This is a genomic window from Pseudomonas sp. JR33AA, from assembly GCF_021378985.1.
GTDB classification, from domain to species: Bacteria; Pseudomonadota; Gammaproteobacteria; order Pseudomonadales; family Pseudomonadaceae; genus Aquipseudomonas; species Aquipseudomonas alloputida.
In genome coordinates, this window is record NZ_JAJSAW010000004.1 from 16,670 (window position 1) to 42,348 (window position 25,679).

The following is a 25,679-nucleotide window of genomic DNA, read 5'->3' on the forward strand; positions in this document are numbered from 1 at the left end:
TTAACCCGGAAAAGGTCGGCCCTGGGGTGTTTGTTAACAAACCTTTGCAACTCATTACATTTCAGATTGATTTCACTCTGCTTTGATGCTGTATAATTGACGCAAATTTGTGTGTCTCATCATCTGTGACGTTTTTTTGACTAAGGTCACCACGCGTCAGCAGGGGATTTGACACATTCCCCCTTCGAACCGTTTCAATTTACCTTTGCAGAGCCAGTGTTTTGACAAACGGAATGCAGTTGTTGGCGATTTCCGGCCTGAGCGTCGAAAGCAGCCAGCTTCATCAACAAGGACTGTACTGGTTAGCCTGTGACGCCGCCGAAGACGCCTCCTTGATATGCCGCCAGGTGGTCGAAGGCATGCCCGGTAATGCCAGGGCAGCCCTGATCGCCGAGGCGCAAGCCATGAATGACGTGCTGGGTGCGCTCGACGCAACGCGCGGCCCGGCTGAGCTGGCGTTGTATGAGGGCAACTCGCAAGCCACCCGTTATCTCATTGAAGACCTGCCTCGTCTTGATGCCCGTGGGCGTGTGCTGGTACTGCTGGCACCGGCACACGCCTGGGCGGATGCCGAAGTCGAGCACTGGTGCAATGCGCTGCGCCCGGCGTTGTTGGCTGAAGCGGCGTTACTGCTGGTCGTCAGTTGGGGGCAGAGCACCGCTTTGGTCGAGCGCCTGCGCGTTTTCAACCAGGGCCTCGACGGCTTGGGGCAGGTGTACCGCGGCAAAGGTGGGGTACGTTATCTGCAGCATTTCTGGAGCAACCCGCTTGGCAAAGCAGCCACCCGGGACATGGAGCTGATTCGGCTGGGCGCGGGCTTTGCCGTTGCTGCCACGCCTCAGGCATCCAGCGACACCGGTGGTGACGAGTTGCTGTGCCTGGCCCAGCGCCCGGTACTGGAGGGCGCGCCAGCCTTCTCCGAACACTGGCAGGTCTGCGAAAGCGTTGACGAACTGGGGGACAAAGCCAGCCGGGCGGTGTCTGCCACGGTGATCTTTGCCATGGACGGTGGGCAGCGCCTGGATAGCCTGGCGCGCCAACTGCACCACCTGCGGCAGACGCGTGGCAACGCCTTGAAGCTGGTCGTGCGCGAAATGGCGCCGACCCTGCGTTATCAGGACGAACAGTTGCTGCTGGCGTGTGGGGCCAGCCAGATCGTGCCGTTTGGTGCCAGCTTGTCACGCTTCCTGACCATGGTGGAGAGCATCCAGGGTTATGTCTGGCGTCGACACCTGCCAACCGACTTCGATGCCTTGCTGGCACGCCTGCGGCCGCTGGCCATCTGCGGCTTGGTAGCGCCACGGGCGTTCGCCGAGGCGGTGCAGAGCATGTGGCACGGGGTGCGCAACGGCGAAATCGTCCACCAGTTGCTGGTGTTGCGTCCGGCGCCTGGCCTGACCCCGCTGCAGGCTTGCTCGCGTACGGTATTCCGCCGTGATGGCGACATTGCCTGCGTGGTTGGCGAGGTGCTGTTCCTGTTCCTGTTCGCCTGCCGCTCCGAAGGGGTCGAACAAGCGCTTGACCACATCTTCCAGCTGTCATGGAAAGAGCTGTTCATCAGCCAGGAGGTGCTTGCCGGCGTCGACAGCCTGGCCACTTCGGCCTTCCTCGACAGCAACCTACCGCAGCCACCCCGCAGCGACACGGCGGCGCAGTTGCCTGCACAGGCATGGTCGGCGCTGGCACCGCGCAAGGTTGGCCTGGCCAAGCGGAGTGGCGCATGAACTTCGTGCAACTGCTGCAGGTGGTCGGCCTTACCGCGCTCCTCACGCTGGGCCTGGCCTTGTTGCTGGTGCGCCTGTGTGCGGCATTACGTGGCGGGTTGCGCCGTCGCCTTCCCCCCCGTTACCTGAAACCGCTGGGCGTACGCCGCCGCGCTGCACCCCAGGAACCCCAGAATGACTAATACCACCGTCACCCTCCCGGTACTGGCCCGCTGGCCTGGACTGGGAGGGTGGAACCTCTATTTTTTGGCAAAGTTTCTGCTGGTCGCACTTGGCATGCTCGACTTCCAGGCGCTGCCGAACCTGTTGTTTGCTGCGTTTCTGCTGATCCCTTTGCCGGGCAAGTGGCTACGTATAGGCCGGCAACTGCTGGCGGTGCCAATCGGTATCGCGCTTTTCTACCAGGACACCTGGCTGCCACCCTTCAGCCGCCTGTTGGCGCAGCCGGGGGTGCTGGACTTCTCGTGGGACTATCTGCTCGAGCTGCTGGGCCGCTTCGTCAACTGGAACCTGCTGGGGGCGCTGGCAATGTTGCTGGTGGGTTACCTGTACCTGCGCCATTGGCTGCGCCTGAGCACCCTCAGCCTGCTGGGGTTGGCATGGCTGTCGGTTGGCGGCTTGCCCTCGCTGGGTGCAGGCCAGGCGCCCAGCGTGGCGGCGAGCACCGCAGCCGAAGCCGCGGCTGCCACTGCAGCAGCCGACAATGCCACGCTCGACAGCTGGCTTGAGCGCTTCTTCGCCAGTGAGCGCGAGCGCGTGACGGTGTTCCCTGCCGTGAATGCCGATGAGCAACCGTTCGACCTGCTGATCATCAATATCTGCTCGTTGGCCTGGGATGACCTGTCTGCCGTGGGGCTGCGGGACAACCCGCTGTTGTCGCGCATGGACGTGATCTTCGACCAGTTCAACTCGGCGACCTCCTACAGCGGCCCGGCCGCCATCCGTGTGCTGCGCGCCAGCTGCGGACAGTCGTCGCACGCGGGCCTGTACCAACCGGCCCCGGAGCAGTGCCTGTTGTTCCAGAACCTGGCCCGGCTGGGTTTCCAGAGCAACACCTTGCTCAACCACAGCGGCCGGTTCGACAACTTCATCGGCGACATTACCCAGCAGCACATGCCGCAACCGGGCATGCGCAATACCGACTTCCCACGGGCACTGGTGGGCTTTGACGGCTCGCCCATTGCCAGTGACCTGGAGGTCCTGCGCCGTTGGTGGGGGCAACGCAAAGGTACCCCTGACGAGCATGTGTCACTGTTCTACAACAGCATCAGCCTGCATGACGGCAACCGTATCGTCACGGCCGACGGCGGTACCCGCGTGGCCGACTATGCCACCCGTGCCAATCGCCTGTTTGGCGAACTTGGCACCTTCCTTGACGAACTGGAGCGCAGTGGCCGCCGGGTAGTGGTGGCCATTGTCCCTGAGCATGGGGCCGCGTTGCATGGTGATCGCATGCAGTTGTCTGGCATGCGCGAAATTCCCACGCCGTCGATTACCCATGTGCCGGTCGGCCTGAAGTTCATCGGCATGGGTCAGCCTGCCCGCACCGAGCCGCTGCGGGTCACAGCTGCCACCAGCTACCTGGCGTTGTCCGAGCTGATCTCGCGTGTGTATGCAGGCCTTGGCCAGCAGCAGGTGCTGGATGTGCCCGGCCTGCTGACCGACCTGCCAACCACTGAGCAGGTTGCCGAAACCTCTGGCGCACAGGTGCTGAATTACCAAGGACGTGCCTACATGCGCCTGCAAGGCCAGCCTGACTGGCAGCCCATCCCCAAGGAGCGCCCATGATCACTGGCAAGGCAGACCCGTCCGATCGTAGCGACGATATTGCTCAGTTGCGCCAGCACCTGGACATGCCAGAGCTGAACTACCAGGACATCTCGATGCTGGTGGGCGTTCAGCAAGCCCTGCAGCGCTGGCCATTGCTGGGTGAAAGCTGCAGGGCCAGCAGCGACGATGCGCGATACGCGGCCGTCACTCAGCGCGAGAGGATCGTGCCATGACCAGCCTTGCGTTGCATGGGGTGCGCGGAGGCCTGGGGCGCAGCGCCTTGCTGGCTGCGTTGGGCTACGCGCTGCAGGGGGTGGGCGAGCGAGTGCTGCTGATTGACCTGTGCCCAAGCAACTTGCTTGGGCTGCACTTCAACCTGCCGCTGGATACGTCCGAGGGCTGGGCGCTGGCCGAGCGGGAAGGGCGGCCGTTCAGCGATGCCGTGTACGAGGTGCTTGATGGCCTGTGCCTGCTGCCGTACGGCAACCTGCCTGGCGCTGCGCAGCACCTTGTGCCCGATGCACCTTCATGGCGCGCCCGCCAGGTCGAGCTGGCCGAGCATTTCGACTGGCTGTTGTACGACCTGCCGCAGTTGCCGGGCGATACCGCCGGCAATGGCATCGAGACTGATGTACGGGTACTGGTGGCAGAAGCCGAAATGGCCAGCCACCTGCTGCTCAGTCGACGCCCGCTCGAGCACTTCGACATGCTGCTGGTCAACCGCTACGACCCGGCCAGCCGCTTGCAGAGCGACCTGTTGATGGTGTGGCGTGACCTGTATCGTGATCGCTTGCCGATCCAGGTGGTCCATCGCGACGAAGCCTTCCTCGAAGCGCTGGCGTACAAGGCTCCCCTTGGTCTTTACGCACCGCAGAGCCTGGCCTGCCGTGATGTGCAAAGCCTGGCGGTGCGCTGTCTGACGAGGCGCCAGCCGTGACCCTGACCCCTCTGTCGGCCTATACCTGGTTCACTGTCCGTGGCGCACGTCTGCCGGTTGCATGGCTGTTCACCCTCGGCGTGTGGCTGGCCTTCCTGTTCCTGCGCCTGGAGTCACCCACCTGGCAGGCGCTGCTGGCCGAGCGCCAACGCCTGTACCCGCAGTTGGCGGGCAAGCGCCCGACCCTGGGTGACCCGCTGCGTCTGTTGATCCAGAGCCTGTGGTTGTTGCTGCGGCGCCAACCACAGGTACGTACAGCAGGGCCTGGCCGCCACGCACTGGGCGCGGTGCGCATGCACCTGCGGGGGGCAGGCGGGGTGGTACGCCGCTACCGCGGCCTGCTGATCGATGCACTGCAACAAGTGCCCGCGCGCTACCGCGCCAGTGTTTTCAGGCACCAAGCCTCGGCACGCCTGCGCGGCCTGAGCGTGTTTGCCCGGTGGGCGTTCTACAGCGTGCTGACGGTGTTCGCCCTCAGCCTCGCCCTGCTGTGCGTGACCGAACCGTTCGGCTACCTGGCGCAACTGATGTTCATCTGCTTGCTGCTGGTCATCGCCATGCTGGTGCGACACATGCCGGGGCGTTTTCCGACCCTGATGCTGATCGTGCTGTCGACCATCATCTCGTGCCGCTATCTGTGGTGGCGCTACACCTCGACCCTGAACTGGAACGACACCACCGACCTGGTATTCGGGGTGATCCTGTTGGCGGCAGAAACCTATTCGTGGTTCGTGCTGATCCTGGGTTACATCCAGACCAGTTGGCCATTGCAGCGCAAGCCGGCAAACCTCCCGGCCAACGCCAGGCACTGGCCAACCGTCGATTTGCTGATCCCCACCTACAACGAAGACCTGTCAGTGGTGCGCACCACGGTAATGGCCGCGCTGGGCCTGGACTGGCCACGCGAGTGCCTGCGCATCTATATCCTCGATGATGGCCGCCGCAACGCGTTTCGTGCCTTTGCCGACGAAGTCGGGGTGGGGTATATCGTGCGGTCCGACAGCAAGCATGCCAAGGCCGGCAACCTCAACCATGCGCTGGGCGTCACCGACAGCGAGTTGATCGCCATCTTCGACTGCGACCATGTGCCGGTGCGCTCCTTCCTGCAACTGACCGTAGGCTGGTTCCTCAAGGACGCTAAACTGGCGCTTGTGCAGACACCGCACCATTTCTTCTCGCCTGACCCGTTCGAGCGCAACCTCGGCTCGTTCCGCCGCCGCCCCAACGAAGGGGAGCTGTTCTACGGCCTGATCCAGGACGGCAACGATATGTGGAACGCGGCGTTTTTCTGCGGCTCTTGTGCCGTGCTGCGCCGCACCGCCCTGGAAAGCATCGGTGGTTTTGCAGTCGAGACCGTGACCGAAGATGCCCACACCGCCCTGCGCCTGCATCGCCAGGGGTGGACGTCGGCCTACCTGAGCATTCCGCAGGCCGCGGGCCTGGCCACCGAAAGCCTGTCGGCGCACATCGGCCAGCGCATTCGCTGGGCCCGTGGCATGGTGCAGATCTTCCGCACCGATAACCCACTGTTCGGGCGTGGCCTTAGCCTGTTCCAGCGGGTGTGCTATGCCAACGCAATGCTGCACTTCCTGGCCGGCCTGCCGCGGCTGGTGTTCCTGACGGCGCCACTGGCGTTTCTGTTGCTGCATGCCTACATCATCTACGCACCGGCATTGATGATTCTGCTGTACGTGCTGCCACACATGATCCACGCCAGCCTGACCAACTCGCGCATGCAAGGCAAGTACCGACAAACCTTCTGGGGTGAGGTCTACGAGACCGTACTGGCCTGGTACATCGCCCGCCCGACCACGGTGGCGCTGTTCGCGCCGAAAAAAGGCACGTTCAACGTCACCGCCAAGGGCGGCCTGATGGAGCAGGAACAGTTCGACTGGCGCATCGCCCAACCTTACCTGTGGCTGGCGGCGCTCAATGTGGTGGGGCTGGGTTTTGCGGCGTGGCGCCTGGTCACCGGCCCGACGGCAGAAATCGGCACGGTAATCGTCAGCTCGCTGTGGGTGATCTACAACCTGCTGATCATCGGTGCCGCCGTTGCGGTGGCCGCCGAAGTGCGCCAGGTGCGCCGCGCGCATCGGGTGCAGATGCGCTTGCCGGCGGGGCTGATGCTGGCCAGCGGTCATGCCTACCCCTGCACCCTGGTCGACTACTCCGACGGCGGTGTCGGCCTGCAAGTACATGCCGGTCTGGAGCTGAAGCCGGGGGAGCAGGTACGCCTGCTGCTCAACCGCGGCCAACGCGAGTTCGCCTTCCAGGCGTGTGTCACCCGTACCGTCGGGCAGCACGTGGGCCTGGTGTTCCACGACCTCACCCTGCAGCAGCGTATCGACCTGGTCCACTGCACCTTTGCCCGCGCCGATGCCTGGCTTGGCTGGAACGAGCAGCACGAGGTCGAGCGCCCGCTGCGCAGCCTGATCGAGGTGTTGAAGCTGGGTGGCGTCGGTTACGTGCGCCTGGTCGAGCACATGCCGTCATGGCTGCGGGCGTGGTTGCGCCCGCTGCGTTCGCTGGCGCTGTGGCTGGCCAGCTACTGGCCCCGCACACCGCGGGCAATCCCTTCCATGAACCCTGTTGATCGAGACGCATGATGACTGGTTATCCCGCGCGTACCTGGGGCCTGGCGATGGCGCTGTTTACCGCCTTGTCGCAGAGCGCCGCTGCTGCTTCCGTAGCTCCGCTTGCCGAGCCTGCGGTGCCCACACCCACGGTACCAAACTGGCAGGTTGCGAAAACCTTCGAGCAACTTGGGCATGCGTCCGACAGCCTGCTGCTGGGGGTACGCAATAGCGAGCATATCGAGTTCGGCCTGCGTCGCGATCGCCTGGCCACCGATGCCAGCTTGCAACTGGACTACACGCCTTCGCCAGCCTTGCTGCCGAACCTGTCGCACCTGCGCGTCTACCTCAACGACGAGCTGATGGGCGTAGTTCCGGTGGAAAAGGAGCAGTTGGGCCAGCGTGTGCGTCGCCAGTTGCCGTTGGACCCGAAACTGCTCGGCGACTTCAACCGGGTACGTCTGGAGTTTGTCGGGCACTATACCGATGTTTGCGAAGACCCGGCGCACAGCGGCCTGTGGCTTAACCTTAACCGCAAGAGCCAGGTGCAGTTGCACGAGCAGGCGCTGGTGCTGGAAAACGACCTGGCGTATTTCCCGTTGCCGTTCTTCGATACCCGCGACGCCGGCAAGGTAGTACTGCCGGTGGTGTTCAGCGGCGTGCCGAGCCTGGGCGAGCAGCGTGCGGCGGCAATCCTGGCATCCTATTTCGGCAGCCAGGCCGGTTGGCGCAAGGCCAGCTTCCCTGTGTTGTACAACCACCTGCCGGCCCGTGGCGAAAAACCTGCACCGAGCATCGTGTTTGCCAGCAACGACCGTCGCCCGGCGTTCCTCGCCGATCTGCAGCAGTTCCCCCCAGTCGACGGCCCCGTGCTGCAAGTGATCGATCACCCGGACGACCGCTTCAGCAAAGTGCTGCTGGTGCTGGGCCGTAACGACGACGACCTGATCCAGGCCGCCTCGGCGCTGGCGGTCGGCAACAATCTGTTCCGCGGCGCGCGCGTCAAAGTGCAGCAAATGACCGCGTTGCAACCCCGTCAGCCCTACGATGCGCCTAACTGGACGCGCACTGACAGGCCGGTACGCTTTGCCGAGCTGCTGGATTACCCCGAGCAACTGCAAGTCAGCGGCCTGCAACCGCGGCCGGTGACACTGGAACTGAACCTGCCGCCCGACTTGTTCGTCTGGCGCAACCAGGGTATTCCGCTACGTACCCTGTACCGCTATACAGCGCCAGCGGTGACCGACGAATCGCGCCTGAGCATCAGCGTCAACGATCAGTACATAACCAGCATGCCGCTGGTGGGCAACGACCGGCGCGGCGGTACCCTCGAGGAAATGCGCCTGGCAGTGCTGTCCGGTGACAACACTGCATTGACCGAGAACTCGCTGGTGCCAGCGCTTAAGATTGGCGACCGCAATCGCCTGCGCTTTGATTTCAGTTTTGCCAGTACCTTGGGCAGCGCCCAGCGCGATCGCTGCCAGACCTCGCTGCCGGTGGACGTGCGTGCCGCGATCGACGACAACTCCACCATCGACCTTTCCGGTTACCACCATTACATCGCCATGCCCGACCTGCGTGCGTTCGCCCGCAGCGGCTTCCCGTTCAGCCGCATGGCCGACCTGTCCGAGACGCTGGTCATCATGCCTGCCAAACCCACGGCGATGCAGGTCGGCACTTTGCTTGACACCGTTGGCGGGCTGGCCGGACAGATCGGTTACCCGGCGCTTGGCCTGCAGTTGATCGACGACTGGCAACAGGCCGCAGCGGCCGACGCCGACTTGCTGCTGATCGGCAGCCTGCCCGAGGCCCTGCGCGATGCGCCCAACCTTGGCCTGTTGCTCAGCGCCCAGCGAGACTGGTTACTGCAGGGCCGCAGCGCATCGTTGCCCGGTGGCCAGCGTTTCGATACGGAGCCGGTGGCTGCAAGCAGCCGCGTGGCGGTCAGCGCTCAGGCGCCGATTGCGGCCATCACCGGCCTGAAGTCGCCGTTCCACGAGCAGCGCAGTGTTGTTGCCTTGCTGGCCAGCAGCGACAGCGATTACGCCTTGCTGCGCGACGTGCTGGGCGATGTGGGCAAGCTCGATGCGGTGGCGGGCTCGGTAACGCTGGTACGCAGCAGTGGCGTGAGCAGCCAGTTCGTCGGCGAGCACTACTTCGTGGGCGCGCTGCCGTGGTGGCTGCTGCTGTGGTTCCACTTGTCCGAGCACCCTGTGTTGCTGGCGGTGATCGCGGCTGTTTGCGTGGTGTTGTTCGCCTTCTTGTTGTGGCGGGCACTGCGCTGGGCAGGCAAGCGTCGCCTGGGTGAGGCGCGGTGATGATGCGCCGGATGCTGGTAGGGCTGGTCGCCTTGGGCCTGCCCGTTTTCGCCAATGCCGGGCCGGTTTGCCCATGGCCTGCCTGGGAGCGGTTCAAGGCCGAACTGGTAAGTGTGGATGGCCGGGTCATCGACCCGAGTGACGAGCGCCTGATCACCACCTCGGAAGGGCAGAGTTACGCGTTGTTCTTCGCCCTGGTAGGCAACGACCGGCAAACCTTCGCGCAGTTGCTGCGTTGGACCAGCAACAACCTCGCCGAGGGTGACCTGGCCCGGCATCTGCCTGCCTGGCTGTGGGGCCGTGATGGGCAGCAGCAGTGGCAGGTGCTGGACGCCAACAACGCCAGCGATGCCGATCTGTGGATCGCCTACAGCCTGCTGGAAGCAGGGCGGTTGTGGGACCAGCCGGCCTACACGCAGCTGGGCCAGCACCTGCTGTGGCGTATCGCCGCGCAGACCGTGCGCAAGCTTCCAGGCCTTGGCGTGATGTTGCTGCCAGGTGACTACGGCTTCGAAGACGCCCAGGGTACCCGCCTGAACCCCAGCTACCTGCCGTTGCAGCTGCTCGACCGCTTCAGCGAGGTGGACCCCTTGTGGGGTGAGCTGGCGGCCAACACGCGGCGTTTGTGGTTGGCATCGTCGCCAAAGGGCTTTGCCCCGGACTGGTTGCTGTGGACGCCGGCCGGAAAGCCAGCGGCAGACACGAAACATGGCAATGCCGGTGATTATGACGCCATTCGTGTGTACCTGTGGGTCGGCATGTTGGCCGAGGGTGCGGCGCAACGCCGCGAACTGGTGGCCCATTATGCGCCGATGGCGGCATTGACCCAGCGCCAGGGGCTGCCTCCCGAGCACCTGGATGCACGCAGCGGTGAAGCCCGCGGCCACGGCCCGGCAGGTTTCTCTGCGGCATTGCTGCCATTGCTTGCTGCCTCGCCAGAGCACGTGGCCGGCTTGGCGGCCCAGCGCCAGCGCTTGCGCGAACAGCCGGTCGAGGCCAAGGCATATTACAGCCAGGTGCTGGCGCTGTTCGGCCAGGGTTTCGACGAGGCCCGTTACCGTTTTGACCCGCACGGCCGCCTGTTGCCGGCCTGGAGCGCGCCATGCAGCGAATGATCGGCGTGCTGATGCTGGCGGCAATAACCTGCCAGGCAGGGGCGCAACCCAAGGATGTCGATGAACAGCGCCAATGGCTGCTGGACCAGGTACGCCGCGGCGAAGCGCTACACCGTGACGACCTGGTGCGCGATGCGCTGGGCCGTTTGCAGTTGCTTGAACCGCGCAACCCGGACGTGTTGCTGGCGGCCCTGAACCTGGCATTGCGCGAGAAGAACAGCCGTCAAGCCGAGCAGTTGGGGGCGCGGATCAGTGCCGTGGCGCCTGGCAGCCTGCAAGCACGTCAGGCCGTACGCCTGCTTGAACTTCAACAGCCAGCGCCTGCGCGGCGCTTGCAGCAGGCGCGTCTGCTGGCAGTTACTGGCCGTAATGAAGAGGCGCTGGCAGTGTACGAACAGTTGTTTGCCGGCGAACCGCCCAGCCTTGAATTGGCCCTGGACTACTGGCGCGTGCGCGGCAACCTGCCAGGCCAACGCCCTGAGGCGATCCGCCAGTTGCAGCGGTTGGATCAGCAGTATCCAGGCAGTGCCGGGCTGCGCCAGACCCTGGCCGGTTGGTTGTTCGCCGAAAAGCGTGACCGCGAGGCCTTGGACCTGCTCGATCAGCTGGCGCGAGACCCCGGTGCACGGGATGCCGCTGCCCAGCGCGAGTTCGACTACCTGTCCGGGCAAGCCGTGAGTGCCACCAGCGCGGCGGCCTGGCAAGCCTTTCTTCAGCGTTACCCGGCTTCGCCGTTGTTGGCACAGGCCAGCGAGACCTTGCAACAGCAGCGTAAGCTATTGGCCGACCCGGCTTGGCAGGCGGGTCAACGGGGTAAGGCTTTGCTCGACAAGGGCCGTAATGCCGAAGCCGAAGCACAGCTGCGTCGCGCCCTGCGCCAGTACCCTGACGATGCCAGCCTGCATGGAGCCCTGGGTTATGCGTTGATGCGCCAGGGTCGTCATGAGGACGCCTATGCTGCGTTTCGCGCGGCGAGCGCCAGGGAGCAGGACACCTACCGGATCAGCCAATGGAAGGACCTGGAGTCGTCCAGCCAGTATTGGGCCCTGCTGAAAAAAGCCGAGCGAGCCCTGGAGGCGAAAGACGTGCGCGGTGCGCGCGCACTTTACCGGCAGGCTCGCCAGCAACGACCAAAGGACGAATACGCGTTGCTGGGCCTGGCAGATGTCTCGCTGGCCGAGGGCGATGTGGTGGCTGCCGAGCGGCAGTACCTGCAGGTCCGGCGAATGACGCCGGATAACGAAAGTGCGGTGCGTGGCTTGATGCGCGTTTACCAGGCGCAATCGCCAGGCAAGGCGCAGGCATACCTGGACAGCCTGCCACCACGGCAGCAGGCGCAGTTCGCCAGCCTGCGTCGCAGCCTGGAACTTGCGCGGCTACGCCAACAAGGGGACGAAGCCCTGCAGCGCGAGGACTGGTCGACGGCCAGCCAGGTGCTGGGCCAGGCTTCGGCCCTGGCCCCCGATGAGCCTTGGCTGGTGTATCAATTGGCCAACAGCCTGCGTCACCAAGGGCGCACTGGCGAGGCCGACGCGGCATTTGCCAGACTGGTGCAGTACCAGCCACGTGATCCGGCCACGCGCTATGCCCACGGCCTGTACCTGGCGTCCAGCGACCGTGATGCCTTGGCGCTGGACAGCCTGAGGGCCTTGCCTCAGGCGACCTGGAGCGCGGACATGCACACGCTGGAGCAGCGTGTTCGACGGCGTATGACCCTGGCCTCTGCACAGCAGTTGCAGGCACAAGGCCGCAGTGCCGAGGCGACAGCCTTGCTTGAAGCCGGCCTGGCGCGTGGTGAAGCTAGCCCGGACGACCTGATGCTGTTGGCTGACTGGGCAGCAGCGCGTGGTGAACACGGCAAGGCGCGCAGCTATTACCAGCGTGTGCTGATCCTGCAGCCTGGGCGTCCTGATGCGCGCCTCGGGGTGATGGAAAGCGCCGTGGCCGAAGGCAACCTGCGGCAGGCCCGGCACATGCTGGGTGTGAAGGTGCCGGAGTTTTCCGCTGATGACAGCAACGCCCAGCGGCGCCTGGCGGCGGTGTGGACCGCATTGGGCGAACACGATCAGGCCGCCAGGCTGCTTGACCGGATTGCCGCGCAGCAGGCGCGACCCGACCCGTTGTTGCGGCGCGAAGCAGCCCGCCTGGTCGCGCAGGATGATCCCCAACGAGCACTGGACCTTTACGCGGCAGCGATGGCCGATGCGCAGTTGCTGGACCGTGCTGCCGTCGCGCCACGGGATGACCGTGCATTGACCCTGGCCAGCCGCGAGCAGGATGGCGACGATTGGTTGGCCCGCAGCCTGCGCAGTGATGTGGATGCCCTGTATCGCCAGCGCAATACCCATGTGACGCTGATGCATGACTACGGCTGGCGCGAGGACGACGGTACGCCCGGCATTTCGGAGCTGAGTACCCAGTCGACCTTGTTGCATGTCGACACCCCTTGGCAGGAGGGCACCGCGTTTGCGCGGGTAGAGCGCATTGGCATGGATGCGGGGTCGTTCGAGCAGAACGATCAGGGAAGCTACACCCCTGACTTCGGCAGCTGCCAGTTTGTTGGCAAGAGCGCTGACGGCAAAACACTGTCCGCGTGCGCGGGGGGATCGCAGACTGCAAACGGCGGCCTATTGGCGTTGGGGTGGCAAGGTAGCCGCTGGGCGTTCGACCTGGGCACCACCCAGGGCTATGCAATCAACAACTGGCTGGGCGGCGCAACGGTCAACGGTGACCTCGGGCAGGTTGGCTGGTCGCTGACCGCCTCGCGCCGGCCGATGAACAATTCACTGCTGTCGTTCGCCGGCGCCCGCGACCGCCCGACGGGCGTGCGCTGGGGCGGGGTTACTGCCAATGGCGCCACGCTCGGCCTGAGCTGGGATCAAGGTGGCGACAACGGGGTGTGGGCCAGCCTGGGGCACCATTGGCTGTACGGCGATAACGTGGCCGACAACCAGCGGACCCGGGCCATGGCCGGCTTTTACCACCGCGTGGTGGAAAAGGCCGACGAGCGTGTACGTGTTGGCGTGACGCTGATGCACTGGCGCCACGACAAGGACCTGGGCGGCTACAGCCTGGGGCAGGGCGGTTACTACAGCCCGCAGCGCTACAGTTCGGTGGGCGTGCCGGTCAGTTATGCCTGGCGCAACTACGACTGGTCGCTGCTGCTGGAAGGTTCCGTCAGCTGGTCCCAGGCCCATAGTGGCAGTAGCCGCTTGTACCCGGATGCACACATCAACCGCAAGGTACTGGCGCAATATGGCGTCGATTCCAACATCGATGCGATGGCTGAAGCCAGCGACAGCAGCGGGCTGGGCTACCGCCTGCGCGGTCTGTTCGAACGGCGCCTGAGTGACCAGTGGGTACTGGGCGGCGGCTTCGACTGGCAGCACAGCGATGACTATGCGCCTAGCCATGGCATGCTCTACCTGCGCTACCTGTTCGAACCGTGGCGAGGCAACCTGGCCTTGCCGGTGACACCGCTGGAGCCTTACAGCGAGTGGCGGTGACGTCAATCGCTGCGTTGCTACGGGGCGATGCGGGCCAAGGGTTGACACCCGGCACGCCGCCCCATCATTATCCAGCCATACCTACGCAACGGGCTTGCCAGCATGTCCACATCCAACCACGCCAGTTCCGCTTCGGGCTTCATCGCCCAGGCAGACGCGTGCGTTGCCGTTGCCAAGAAATCCAAGAAACAGCCGCTCATCTGACCGAGGCGCGCTGTCTCGTCAGGTGGGCTGACGAGACAGAAGGCGCTAGGTATCCCTGCCACCACTTTCACTCTTCGCTCTGCTGACGCTGACTTTCGGTCAACATCAGGAGTTTTTGCATGTCGAATTTCCGTGGTATCTGGATCGCCCTCGTCACGCCAATGCGCGCCAATGAAATCGACTTCCCAGGCCTGGAAAAGCTGGTGAAGAAGCTGCTCGAAGACGGCGTGGCCGGTTTTGTGGTGTGCGGTACCACGGGCGAGGCCGCGGCGTTGTCCAAGGCCGAGCAACTGGCGGTGCTGGATGCCGTGCTGGCCTGGGTGGAGCCTGGCAGGGTGGTGATGGGCCTGTCAGGTTACAACCTGGGTGAGTTGCTGGCCTTCCAGGCGGAGATCCAGCAGCGTGACATTGGCGGGCTGCTGGTTCCCGCACCATGCTATATCCGCCCTTCGCAGGCGGGCATCGAAGCCTTCTTCGCCACCGTGGCCGATGCCGCCCGCGTGCCAGTGATCGTCTACGACATTCCCTACCGCACTGGCGTGCGCATCGAACGCGAAACCCTGCGCCGTATCGTGCGCCATCCACGCATTGCGGCGGTGAAGGACTGTGGCGGTGACAGCGAGACGACCATGGCCCTGATCGAGGACGGCCACGCCCAGGTGCTGGCCGGTGAAGACCTGCAGATCTTCAATAACCTGTGTCTGGGTGGGGCGGGGGCCATTTCAGCCTCCGCGCATGTGCGCGCCGACCTGTATGTACGCATGATGCAGCAGGTCGACAGCGGCGACTGGGCCGCCGCGCGTGGAACGTTCTACCAGTTGCTGCCCTGGATCAAGGTGGCCTTTGCCGAGCCCAACCCGGCCGTGGTCAAGGCGGCATTGCAGCTGCAAAACCTCATTGCAGACGAGCTGCGCGCGCCCATGCAGGCGTGCACGAATACCACCCGAGACAAGCTGCAAAGCGTGCTGTGTTCACTCGGCGCCTGAAGCGGCAACGGTTGATGGTGGGTTGACAAGCCGCCACACCCGGCATATACCGTTGGTTGTCAGGAGCCGCGCATCAATGGCGATGCCGCGGCCTCCACACCGAACCCCAAAGAGCAAATGAGCTCTCTCCGCATGCGGAGAGGGCTTTTTTTCGTCCCTGAAAAATAACAACAAGAGGTGGTCAACATGCGTCATGGTGATATTTCCAGCAGCAATGACACCGTCGGCGTCGCCGTGGTCAACTATAAGATGCCGCGCTTGCATACCCGCGATGAAGTGCTCGAGAACGCCAGGAAAATCGCCGACATCATTGTCGGCATGAAGCAGGGGTTGCCGGGCATGGACCTGGTGATTTTTCCGGAGTACAGCCTGCAGGGCATCATGTATGACCCGGCGGAAATGATGGAAACCGCCGTGGCCATACCCGGCGTGGAAACCGAAGTGTTCGCCCAGGCCTGCCGCAAGGCCAATGTCTGGGGCGTGTTTTCGCTGACCGGCGAGCGCCATGAAGAGCATCCGCGCAAATCCCCCTATAACACCCTGGTGCTGATCGACAACAACGGCGAGATCGTGCAGAAGTACCGCAAGATCATCCCCTGGTGCCCGATCGAGGGCTGGTACCCGGGCGACCAGACCTACGTTGCCGATGGCCCCAAGGGCCTGAAGATCAGCATGATCATCTGCGATGACGGCAACTACCCGGAAATCTGGCGCGATTGCGCCATGAAAGGGGCCGAGCTGATCGTGCGCTGCCAGGGTTACATGTACCCGGCAAAGGACCAGCAGGTGCTGATGGCCAAGGCCATGGCGTGGGCTAACAACTGCTATGTTGCCGTGGCCAACGCCGCGGGCTTCGATGGTGTGTATTCCTACTTCGGTCACTCGGCAATCATCGGTTTCGATGGCCGTACTCTCGGCGAGTGCGGTGAAGAGGAGATGGGTATCCAGTACGCCCAGCTGTCGATCTCGCAAATTCGCGATGCACGGCAGAACGACCAGTCGCAGAACCATCTGTACAAGATCCTGCACCGTGGCTACAGCGGTATGCATTTGTCTGGCGACGGCGACCGCGGCATTGCCGAATGCCCATTCGAGTTCTACCGCACCTGGGTGCTGGATGCCGAGAAGGCCCGCGAGAACGTCGAGGCCCTGACCCGGCGCACCTCGGGGGTGGCGCAGTGCCCGGTCGGCAGCCTTCCCTATGACGCCAAGGAAAAGGAAGCCCGCTGACGGGCCTGCCCAGCGTGCCTGCGGGCACGCTGTTTTACAAAGCGAGGGGAAGACCATGCCGTTCTTGAACGACCTGCTGGAGCAGACGCGTCGCGATGCGTCCTCCAGCGCTGCACTGAGTGCTGAAAACTGCCACACCCGGGCAATCGTCGAGTCCCACCTGCGCAGCGAAGACACCCTGCAGTCGCGTTTCCGCTTCGATGTCGCTGCCGTCATGCAGGTAGTCCGCAACGAAGTACTGGGCCAGGACGAAGCCTTGCAGGCCATCGAAGATGTGCTCACGGTGGTGCGGGCGGATATTCTCGACCCGCGCCGGCCGCTGTTCACGGCATTGTTCCTCGGCCCGACCGGGGTCGGCAAGACCGAGGTCGTGCGTGCCCTGGCCCGCGCCCTGCACGGTGATGCCGATGCCTTCTGCCGGGTCGACATGAACACGCTGGCCCAGGAACACTACGCCGCTGCCCTGACCGGCGCGCCACCGGGCTATGCTGGCGCCAAGGAGGGCCGCACGCTGTTTGACCAGGCGCTGCTGGACGGGAGCCAAGGGCGCCCAGGGATCGTGCTGTTCGATGAACTGGAAAAGGCCAGCAAGGAGGTGTCCCAGGCGCTGCTCAATGTGTTCGACAATGGCCTGCTGCGCTTGGCTTCCGGTGAAAAGAGCTTCAATTTCCGTAACACGCTGGTGTTCATGACCAGCAACCTGGCGGCAGACGAAATACGCCAGCACCGGCTGGGCCCGCTGGCGCCGCTGAGGCGTCTGCTTGGCCTGCAGGCAGGGCGCCGCGAGCGTTTGCTGGGGCTGGTGCGGCGGCGCCTGGTGAAGCGTTTTTCTGCCGAATTCGTCAACCGCATCGACACCACGGTGGTGTTCAATGCCATCGAACAGGAGGTGAGCGAGCGCATCGTTGAACTGGAGGTGTCGCGCCTGAACCGGCGCCTTGCCAAGCATCACTGCTGCCTGCAGCTGGATGCGGCGGTGGTTGGCAAGCTGGCCAGTGAAGGCCATGACCTGGAATTTGGCGCGCGTGCGCTCAAGCGCTTTATCCGCCATGAGCTGGAAGTGCCACTGGCCGAGTACCTGCTCGGTAACCGCATTCCATGCCGAGCCGAAGTGCCGTGCATGACGGTGGCCGGCCACCTCGAGCGCGGGCGCATCCGTTTTTCGTTGCCGACATGACGGTTGTCACAGGATGGTGTGATGAGTAGACAAGACAGGCAATTGAAGGTGGGCTTGCTGTTCGCCGAAACCGGCGTCACCGCAGCCATTGAACGCTCGCAGCGCTGTGGCGCGCTGCTGGCGGTAGAGCAGGTTAACCGCGAGGGGGGAGTGCTTGGCGAACCGGTTCTGACGCTGGTCGGCGACCCCGGGGGCGACCCGGACCGTTATCGCAACCTGTGTGACGACTATGTGCGCAACCACGGTGTGCGTTTGATGCTCGGCTGCTACATGTCGCACACCCGCAAAGCCGTGATGCCCGTCATCGAGCGCGCCGATGGTTTGCTGTTCTATCCCACGCCCTATGAGGGCTTCGAGTACTCGCCCAATATCATCTACGGCGGGCCGGCGCCCAACCAGAACAGCGCGCCACTGGCGGCATACCTGACACGTCATTACGGCGCCAGGGTCGCCTTTGTCGGTTCCGACTACATCTATCCGCGGGAAAGCAACCATGTCATGCGCCACCTGTACAAACAGCATGGCGGCGAAGTGGTGGAAGAAGCCTACATACCCCTGTACCCCTCGGCCGATGACCTGGCCCTGGTGGTCGAGCGGGTGGTGCGTTCTGCCCCTGACGTGGTGTTTTCGACCGTGGTCGGTACAGGGACGGCAAGCTTCTACCAGGCAATGGCGCAGCGCTATGGCAATGGCCCTCGGCCGCCGATCGCCAGCCTGACGACCAGCGAGGCAGAAATTGCCGAAATGGGGGCCGAGGCAGCCCGTGGAAACATCGTCGTGGCACCGTACTTCACCAGCGTCGAGTCGCCGCAAAGCAACGCATTCGTCAGTCAGTGCCGTGCGTTCTTTCCGGCCGATGTACGCATCACTGCTTGGGCCGAGGCGGCGTATTGCCAGATGCGCATGCTGTGCCAGGCGGTAAACGCCACCGGCAGCCTGGAGGTGGAGATAATCCGCAATCACCTGTACCACACGAGCATGGATAGCCCCCAGGGCAGGGTGCAGGTGGAGCAGCAGAACAACCACTCGCACCTGTTTTCACGTATCGGCGAGATCGATGCGCGCGGGCAGATCTGCATCAAATGGCAATCGCCTACGACCATCCGCCCTGACCCCTATGTGGTGGTTCACAACCTGGACGACTGGACCGTGAGCATGATGGGAGGCGGCCCCTCATGAGCACGTCGAACATCCTGAACACGCTGCGTGAACTGCACGTGGGCATCGTGTGTCCGCCCAGTGAAGTCACGGATGCCCTGGTGTTGCAACTGATGCGTATCGGCTGCTCGGTGAAGCAGTGCTGGCCACCGCCCAAGGCGTTCGACACCCACACTGACCTGGTGTTCTGCGGGGTGTTCGAAGGCCGCCACCCTGCCGAACTGGGCAAGCTGCTGGTCCAGGGCGGCGTACGTCTGACCGCCATCGCCTTGGTGGAGTACGAGAGCCCGACCATTCTTTCGCAAATCCTGGAGCTGGGGTGTCACGGTGTGATGGTGCTGCCACTGGACAACCACAAGGTGCTTCCGGCGTTGGTGTGCGCCAGAAGCAACAGCGAAGCCCAGGCCCGCTTGATGCAGAAGAATGCCCAGTTGCAGGAGCGTCTGGAGCACCAGGCCGACATCAACAAGGCCAAGGTCCTGCTGATGGCGGCCCAGGGCTGGCAGGAGCCTGAAGCCCATGCGTACTTGTCGAAAGAGGCGATGAAACAGCGGCTGTCGATGCTGGAAATGGCAAGAAAAACCCTAAAACAATTCGAATGAGAAGAGGTTGCCATGTTGTACGGACTGGTTCTGCTGTATGTGGGTGCAGTGTTGTTCATCAACAGCATCTGGCTGATGGGGCGTATCACCGACCGTGAAGTGGCGGTGATCAACCTGTTTGTCGGTTTGCTCAGCCTGTTGGTGGCGGTCTACCTGATCTTCGTGGTGGGCTCGGCTGAAGGCATCAAGGCCGGTGCCTTGACCCTCCTGTTCGCCTTTACCTACCTGTGGGTGGCCGCCAACCAGGTGCTGCAGGTAGATGGACGCGGGCTAGGCTGGTTCTGCCTGTTCGTCAGCGTGACGGCGCTGGTGGTGACCGTCAGTTCCATCCCTGGCGCCGAAGGGCTGTTGAAGGTGTGGGATGTGCTGAACTGGGCGGCGTGGACGGTGTTGTGGTTCAGCTTTTTCCTATTGCTGGCGCTTGCCAGGAAGATCCAGCGTCTGGTGGCGGCAATGACCTTGCTGTGCGCGATCTTCACAGCCTGGGTGCCCGGGTTGTTGATCCTGTGGCAGCAGATGGGGTGACGGCCATGCGCCCGCTGTGCAGCAGCCTTGCGCTGTGACGCTGCCTTCACGGCAGGCGCTTTTCCATCGGCTGATACACCAGCCCGGCAAACTCACCCACGTCGCCTGCCAGGGTGAAGCCGTAGCGTTGGTAGGCGGGTACAGAAGACAATGATGCCTTTACCGTCACCACCTCAGCGCTGGCATGCTCCAGCGCTGCGTTCATCAGGTGCTTGCCTATGCCCTGGCGTTGCAGGCCTGGTGTAACGAACAGCATCGCAATGTGACGGCCTTCCTTCAGCTCGATCAGCCCCGCGACAGCGCCTTCGACAAAACAGGCCAGCATGAGGTTGTCTTGCTGCATGCGTTCGGCAAACGCCTGGGGGGCTGACACCTGGGTAAAGGTCTCGATGCCTTGCGCCGACAGCGTGGGGGCGACCGCCTGCATGAATGCATCCATGCACAAGGCGCAGGCCTGGGGGAGGTCGTCAGGGGTGAGCGTGCGTACTTGCATGGTAATCGTCCCTACACAGCTTGCGTTTTGAGTGGCGGCATCAGGCTGCCGCGGCAGCGCCCGACTTGCTTTCGCCAATCAGGATGTCTTCGAAGAATGCCCCGACAGGTTCGCTAGGGTGGCACAGTTGTATCTCCAGCACCCACACCACTTCGCTCGGGACAATCTCCACCTCGGCCAGTTTGTCCTGGCTATATAACACATGCGGGAAGTCGGCGATCCGATGCCCGGCCAGGTTGCGCTCCAGCTGCCAACCTTTGGCCTGGGCACTGCGCTCGGCGAAGTCATACAGCTCACGCCCGGTCAAACCGCGGCCCCAGGCCTGGCGGGTTTCGTCGAACACTTCATGCAGTGCCTTGACGCAGGCGTGGTGCAGGGCGTGCTGGCCAAACACGAAAGTGTCGCCATAGTCACCTTCATAGCCATCCCATACCGGGCCAACGTCGACCACGACGATGTCCGTGGTACGTAGCACACGTTGAAGGTCAATGCCTTGCCGCGGCGTACGCACGGTATCGTCGCCAAAACGGATGTAGGTGGGGTGCCAGGTGTGTGAGGCGCCCATCGCCTGCAGGGTATGCGCGGCCATCTCCAGCGCCTGGGCGGTGGTCATGCCTACATGCAGCTGGCTGGCAATGGCGGCCACGGCCCGTACCGACTGTTCGCGGGCCGCGAGCATGCCGTCCAGCGAATAACGTGGGCCGACCTTTTCCAGCTCAGGGTGCAGCGTGTTGGCTGATGAAGCCTGTGTTGCCAGTGCGCCGCTGGCGACGAAGGCCTCGGCAACAAAGCGATGGGGCTGTACGCCTGCCGCAAGGCATTGCTCGCGGGCCTGGCTGATCATCGTGGCATTGCCACAGGCATAGACCTGGGCTTCGTCCCAGCGATGCGTCTGGCCGAGCGCCACCTGCTGTATGCGTGCCTGGGCCGAGAGCACCGGTTGCCAGCGAAAGTGTGGGTGCACACGGCTGGACACGTCGAGAAATTCGCGGTCATAAAAATCCGCCGGCGATGAGCCGCCCCAGTACAGCGTGACTTCGGCATTGCCAGCCAGGGCCGTCAGCAACAGCGGCTTGATGCCGGCGTAACCTGTGCCGGTGGCGAAAAGGATAAGCGGGCGTTGATCATCGTGTTGCCAGGTACAGGCGCCCAGCGGGCCCTCGAGCTTTACTGTTGCACCTGCATGCAGGGTGGGCAGCAAGCCGTCGGTGAACAGGCCGCCGCTGACCTTGCGGATGTGAAACACCAGTTGCCCTTGTTCGTGGGCAGGCAGGTTGGCAATGGAGAAACAACGGCTGTCGCCGTTTTCCAGCTGGAACCGCATGTACTGGCCCGCCCGGACCTCCAGCGGCTGAGCAGGCTGCAGCACCAGTTCGACAATATCTGCGCTCAGCGCGCGCTTGCCAACAACCTGTGCCTGGGTTTCCAGCGCTGGGGCGTCCAGTGACCAGCCGGGTATTTCCAGGCGCATGTCGCTGCAGGCGTGGCTCTGGCACAGCAACATCTCGTCGGCGGCCAAGGGATAGGAAGGCGGCGCTGTGTCCGCATCCCGCTGCTTGGGCTGATGCTGGCCCGACACCACCTTGACCTTGCACGAACCGCAGGCGCCGCGGCGGCAGGAGAAGGGGACCGGCAGGCCGCTGGCGAGCATGGCATCGAGCAGCAGCTCCTGGCTGGCTTCGAAGGTTTTGCCCGAGGGCGACAATTCAATGACGTGGCGGCTTTGCATGAACACCTCGGGGCAAATGGAGGTTCGATTGTTGCTATAGTCCAGGACCAGCAGAACCTCCAGTTTTGGATATTTCATATGGTCCAGCTTCGCAAATGGCAGCCACTGCTCAAGCTCGATGGGGCGCAAGCTTCGTACCGGCAGATCGTCGAAGGGCTGGTGGCCGCAATCAGCGAGGGCCGCCTGCGCCCTGGCACGCCGTTGCCGGGCACGCGGGAGATGGCGCAACTGCTGAACGTCAATCGCAAAACCGTGATCCTTGCTTATGAGGAAGCCGAAACCAAGGGCTGGCTGCAAAGCGTGCAGCGCCGGGGCACCTTTGTCAGCCAGCAGCTGGCGCCTGGCACCGCGGCCGTTTCCTGTGCCGTGCGGCCTTTTGCCCTGGCGCTGCCAGAGGAACCTGCTGTTGCCTACTTCAAGGCGAACGAACAGGCTTTAGTGCAGCAAGGGCGGCCAGGGGCCTTGTTCTTCGACAACGGCGCCTGCGACCACCGCCTGCTGCCACAGGCTGTACTGCACCGCTATTACCGCAATGCCTTGCGCAGCAGCTTCAGCAGCAACAGCGTGCGCCACGGCAGCGCGTGCAGCAGCCACTACCTGCGCAGCGCCCTGGCCGACATGCTGCGGCACAATCGCAGCCTGAACGTGGGCGCCGAGCATATCTGCCTGACCCAGGGGGTGCAGATGTCGCTGTCCCTCGTGGCCAGTATTTTGCTCAAGCCGGGCGACGTTGTGTTGGTCGAGCGACTGAGTTACCCCCCTGCCTGGGAGATCTTCCGTCAGCTGGGTGCGCGCCTGGTGACTGTGGAGCTGGACCATGAGGGTTGCCGGGTCGATCAGCTCGAGGCCCTGTGCCGGCAGCACACGGTGCGGATGATGTACATAACACCCCACCACCAGTTCCCAACCACGGTCAGCCTGCCAGCCGGGCGCAGGCAACAGCTGCTGGAGCTGGCGCGCCAGCATGCCTTTTGCGTGGTCGAAGAGGATTACGACTACGAATACCACTTTGCCGGGCGGCCTTATCTGCCGTTGGCCAGCGACCGCCAGCAGCGGCATGTGATTTATATCGGTTCACTGTCCAAGCCTTTGGGCAGCACGTTCCGTTGCAGCTATATCGTGGCACCGGTGGAGGTGACAACTGTATTGGAACGCAGGGCGATGCTGACCCTGGGGCAGGGCGATGCAGTCATGCAGCAGATGTTGGCGGACCTGATCAATGATGGCGAACTGAAGAAGCACTTGCGCCGGGTCAACCGCGAGTATCGGCGCCGGCGCGAGACCTTGTTGGGGTGTTTGCGCGATGCATTCGGCGAACAGATCAGCGTGCAGGCACCAGAAGGTGGCCTGGCGCTGTGGGTGAGGTTTGCCGATGAGATCAACGTGGATCAGCTGGTCGACAAAGCGCTGGAACGGGACCTGGTGGTGCGCAGTGGGCGACAGTTTTCACCGTTTGGCCATGCCGAGAATGCCTTACGCTTGGGGTTTGCTTCGCTGGATGTGGATGAGATCCGCCAGGCCACCCAACGGCTGGCTGACGCAGCAAAAGCGATTGGCAAGGCGCGGTGAGTGTAGGCATGGGCTTCTGTCGCGACAGGGGATGGCACGGGCTTCGCCCGTGTTCGCGGGCAGGTCCGCTCCCACGGTGATCGCGCTGGCCTCTGGGCCTCAACGCATTCCGTTCGGTTACCGCACATATCCGCATCACGGCGCCTTAAGCCTGCGCCAGCAACTCCGATAGCAGCACACCCACCCTCGAATCATCGATCAGAAGTGGTGCCAACAAGGAGTAATGCCCGCATGCTTGCCAACCTGAAAATTCGCACCGGAATGTTCTGGGTGTTGTCGCTGTTCAGCCTGACCCTGCTGTTTTCGACCGCCAGTGCCTGGTGGGCTGCCGTGGGTAGCGACCAGCAGATCACTGAACTGGACCAGACTGCGCACCAGTCGGACCGGTTGAACAATGCGTTGCTGATGGCGATTCGCGCCAGCGCCAACGTGTCTTCGGGCTTTATCGAGCAGTTGGGGGGCCATGACGAGAGTGCAGGCAAGCGCATGGCGCTGTCGGTAGAGCTGAACAACAAGAGCCAGGTGCTGGTCGACGAATTTGTCGAAAACGCCCGCGAACCAGCCCTTCGCGTGTTGGCAACCGAGCTGCAGGCCACCTTTGCCGAATACGCCAAGGCGGTGGCCGGGCAGCGTGAAGCGACCCGCCAGCGTTCGCTGGAGCAGTATTTCAAGGTCAACATCGATGCCGGTATGCCATGGGGCGGTTGCAAACCCTTCGCCAGCAGCTGGTGACCACGCTGAGCGAACGTGGCCAGCAAATCATGCGCGAGTCCGACCGGCGTCTGGCCCAGGCACAACTGCTGAGCTTGTGCCTGTTGGGCATGACTGTGGTGCTGGCGGTACTGTGCTGGGCTTTTATTGCCCAGCGTGTGTTGCACCCCCTGCGTGAAGCCGGTGGGCATTTCCAGCGCATTGCCAGTGGCGACCTGAGCGTGCCGGTGCAAGGGCAGGGGAACAACGAGATCGGCCAACTGTTCCATGAGCTGCAGCGCATGCAGCAGAGCCAGCGCGACACCCTTGGGCAGATCAACAACTGTGCCAGGCAGCTGGACGCCGCCGCCACGGCGTTGAACGCGGTCACCGAGGAAAGCGCCAACAACCTGCGTCAGCAGGGGCAGGAGCTGGAGCAGGCCGCAACTGCCGTGACCGAAATGACCACGGCAGTGGAGGAGGTTGCGCGCAACGCGATCACGACCTCGCAAACCACCACTGAATCCAACCAGTTGGCCGCGCAAAGCCGCCGGCAAGTCAGCGAAAACATCGACGGCACCGAAGCCATGACCCGCGAAATACAGACCAGCAGTGCGCACCTGCAGCAGTTGGTGGGGCAGGTGCGGGACATCGGCAAGGTGCTGGAAGTGATCCGCTCGGTGTCCGAGCAAACCAACCTGCTGGCGCTCAATGCTGCCATCGAGGCGGCCCGTGCCGGTGAGGCCGGGCGCGGTTTTGCGGTGGTAGCGGATGAGGTGCGCACACTGGCCTACCGCACACAACAATCGACCCAGGAAATCGAGCAGATGATCGGCAGCGTGCAGGCGGGGACCGAAGCTGCGGTGGCGTCCATGCAGGCCAGCACCAACCGCGCCCAGTCGACACTGGACGTGACCCTGGCCTCGGGGCAAGTGCTGGAGGGCATCTACAGTGCGATCGGCGAAATCAACGAGCGCAATCTGGTCATTGCCAGTGCGGCCGAAGAGCAGGCTCAGGTGGCGCGGGAAGTAGACCGCAACTTGCTGAACATCCGCGAACTGTCGAACCATTCCGCGGCGGGTGCGCAGCAGACCAGCGAGGCGAGCAAGGCGTTGTCGGGGCTGGTGGGGGAGATGACGGCGTTGGTGGGGCGGTTCAAGGTGTGAGGTTCTGCTCAAGCGTGGAACATCAAGATAAGTTTAAATGTATTCAAAGTTACCTTTGCGGGTTGACTTCGATACTACGCTTGAATAAAGTTCGACCGCCCCGAGCGCGGGGCCTTTTTTCCCTTCACTGAAGAATTCAATGGACACAGTATCTAGTCGCTGCCTGACCGCTGCCGAATGGCCCGGTCAGGCACTTGAACCGGAACA

At 63.4% G+C, this 25,679-nt stretch carries 20 protein-coding genes; 18 read left to right on the plus strand and 2 right to left on the minus strand.

Annotated features, from left to right (window positions below; all coding sequences use genetic code 11):
- Positions 1–233: 233 nt before the first annotated feature.
- The 15 genes from LVS58_RS08190 (at position 234) to LVS58_RS08260 (ending at position 19,825) form a co-directional block, all read left to right on the plus strand.
- Entirely contained in the window at positions 234–1,724 is a 1,491-nt protein-coding gene (locus LVS58_RS08190) for a BcsE family c-di-GMP-binding protein (protein ID WP_233690633.1), read from the plus strand.
- Entirely contained in the window at positions 1,721–1,906 is a 186-nt protein-coding gene (gene bcsF, locus LVS58_RS08195) for a cellulose biosynthesis protein BcsF (RefSeq protein WP_233690634.1), read from the plus strand. The genes LVS58_RS08190 and bcsF overlap by 4 nt, the downstream gene beginning before the upstream one ends.
- Positions 1,899–3,512 (plus strand): cellulose biosynthesis protein BcsG, encoded by a 1,614-nt coding sequence (gene bcsG, locus LVS58_RS08200; protein ID WP_233690635.1) that lies wholly within the window; start codon positions 1,899–1,901, stop codon positions 3,510–3,512. The genes bcsF and bcsG overlap by 8 nt, the downstream gene beginning before the upstream one ends.
- Positions 3,509–3,727 (plus strand): cellulose biosynthesis protein BcsR, encoded by a 219-nt coding sequence (bcsR, locus tag LVS58_RS08205; RefSeq protein ID WP_233690636.1) that lies wholly within the window; start codon positions 3,509–3,511, stop codon positions 3,725–3,727. The genes bcsG and bcsR overlap by 4 nt, the downstream gene beginning before the upstream one ends.
- Positions 3,724–4,431 (plus strand): cellulose biosynthesis protein BcsQ, encoded by a 708-nt coding sequence (gene bcsQ, locus LVS58_RS08210; protein ID WP_233690637.1) that lies wholly within the window; start codon positions 3,724–3,726, stop codon positions 4,429–4,431. The genes bcsR and bcsQ overlap by 4 nt, the downstream gene beginning before the upstream one ends.
- Positions 4,428–7,037 (plus strand): UDP-forming cellulose synthase catalytic subunit, encoded by a 2,610-nt coding sequence (gene bcsA / locus LVS58_RS08215; RefSeq protein ID WP_233690638.1) that lies wholly within the window; start codon positions 4,428–4,430, stop codon positions 7,035–7,037. Before bcsQ ends, bcsA begins: the two co-directional genes overlap by 4 nt.
- A complete protein-coding gene (gene bcsB / locus LVS58_RS08220; RefSeq protein ID WP_233690639.1) occupies positions 7,034–9,322 on the plus strand; it encodes a cellulose biosynthesis cyclic di-GMP-binding regulatory protein BcsB in 2,289 nt (762 codons plus the stop codon). The genes bcsA and bcsB overlap by 4 nt, the downstream gene beginning before the upstream one ends.
- Positions 9,322–10,437, plus strand: coding sequence for a cellulose synthase complex periplasmic endoglucanase BcsZ (gene bcsZ / locus LVS58_RS08225; protein WP_233690640.1), 1,116 nt, complete (start codon positions 9,322–9,324; stop codon positions 10,435–10,437). Before bcsB ends, bcsZ begins: the two co-directional genes overlap by 1 nt.
- Positions 10,425–13,943 carry a cellulose synthase complex outer membrane protein BcsC gene (bcsC, locus tag LVS58_RS08230; protein ID WP_233690641.1) on the plus strand — a complete coding sequence of 1,173 codons (3,519 nt, stop codon included), beginning with the start codon at positions 10,425–10,427 and terminating at the stop codon, positions 13,941–13,943. Before bcsZ ends, bcsC begins: the two co-directional genes overlap by 13 nt.
- 323 nt (positions 13,944–14,266) lie before the next feature.
- Positions 14,267–15,133 (plus strand): 4-hydroxy-tetrahydrodipicolinate synthase, encoded by an 867-nt coding sequence (gene dapA / locus LVS58_RS08235; protein ID WP_233690642.1) that lies wholly within the window; start codon positions 14,267–14,269, stop codon positions 15,131–15,133.
- A gap of 186 nt (positions 15,134–15,319) precedes the next feature.
- Positions 15,320–16,363, plus strand: a complete 1,044-nt coding sequence (locus tag LVS58_RS08240) for an aliphatic amidase (RefSeq protein WP_012052052.1) — start codon at positions 15,320–15,322, stop codon at positions 16,361–16,363.
- A 55-nt stretch (positions 16,364–16,418) separates the two neighbouring features.
- Positions 16,419–17,540, plus strand: coding sequence for an AAA family ATPase (locus LVS58_RS08245; protein ID WP_233690643.1), 1,122 nt, complete (start codon positions 16,419–16,421; stop codon positions 17,538–17,540).
- A gap of 21 nt (positions 17,541–17,561) precedes the next feature.
- Complete coding sequence (locus LVS58_RS08250; RefSeq protein WP_267954350.1) at positions 17,562–18,719, plus strand: transporter substrate-binding domain-containing protein; 1,158 nt, start codon at positions 17,562–17,564, stop codon at positions 18,717–18,719.
- Positions 18,716–19,300, plus strand: coding sequence for an ANTAR domain-containing response regulator (locus LVS58_RS08255; RefSeq protein ID WP_233690645.1), 585 nt, complete (start codon positions 18,716–18,718; stop codon positions 19,298–19,300). The genes LVS58_RS08250 and LVS58_RS08255 overlap by 4 nt, the downstream gene beginning before the upstream one ends.
- A gap of 12 nt (positions 19,301–19,312) precedes the next feature.
- Positions 19,313–19,825, plus strand: a complete 513-nt coding sequence (locus LVS58_RS08260; protein ID WP_012052056.1) for an AmiS/UreI family transporter — start codon at positions 19,313–19,315, stop codon at positions 19,823–19,825.
- Between the two features lie 46 nt (positions 19,826–19,871).
- On the opposite strand, the gene LVS58_RS08265 is transcribed toward LVS58_RS08260, so the two are convergent.
- Both LVS58_RS08265 and LVS58_RS08270 read right to left on the minus strand, forming a co-directional pair.
- Positions 19,872–20,318, minus strand: a complete 447-nt coding sequence (locus LVS58_RS08265) for a GNAT family N-acetyltransferase (protein ID WP_233690646.1) — start codon at positions 20,316–20,318, stop codon at positions 19,872–19,874.
- A gap of 40 nt (positions 20,319–20,358) precedes the next feature.
- Positions 20,359–22,125: an NAD(P)H dependent flavin oxidoreductase family protein gene (locus tag LVS58_RS08270; protein ID WP_233690647.1), complete on the minus strand. Its 1,767-nt coding sequence runs from the start codon at positions 22,123–22,125 to the stop codon at positions 20,359–20,361.
- Here LVS58_RS08270 and pdxR point away from each other — a divergent pair, their 5' ends adjacent.
- From pdxR to LVS58_RS25265, 3 genes are all read left to right on the plus strand, one after another.
- Complete coding sequence (gene pdxR, locus LVS58_RS08275) at positions 22,126–23,616, plus strand: MocR-like pyridoxine biosynthesis transcription factor PdxR (protein WP_233690648.1); 1,491 nt, start codon at positions 22,126–22,128, stop codon at positions 23,614–23,616.
- 231 nt (positions 23,617–23,847) lie between these two features.
- Positions 23,848–24,348, plus strand: a complete 501-nt coding sequence (locus LVS58_RS25260) for a Tar ligand binding domain-containing protein (RefSeq protein ID WP_442796448.1) — start codon at positions 23,848–23,850, stop codon at positions 24,346–24,348.
- 89 nt (positions 24,349–24,437) lie between these two features.
- Positions 24,438–25,472: a methyl-accepting chemotaxis protein gene (locus LVS58_RS25265; RefSeq protein WP_442796452.1), complete on the plus strand. Its 1,035-nt coding sequence runs from the start codon at positions 24,438–24,440 to the stop codon at positions 25,470–25,472.
- Positions 25,473–25,679: the final 207 nt, after the last annotated feature.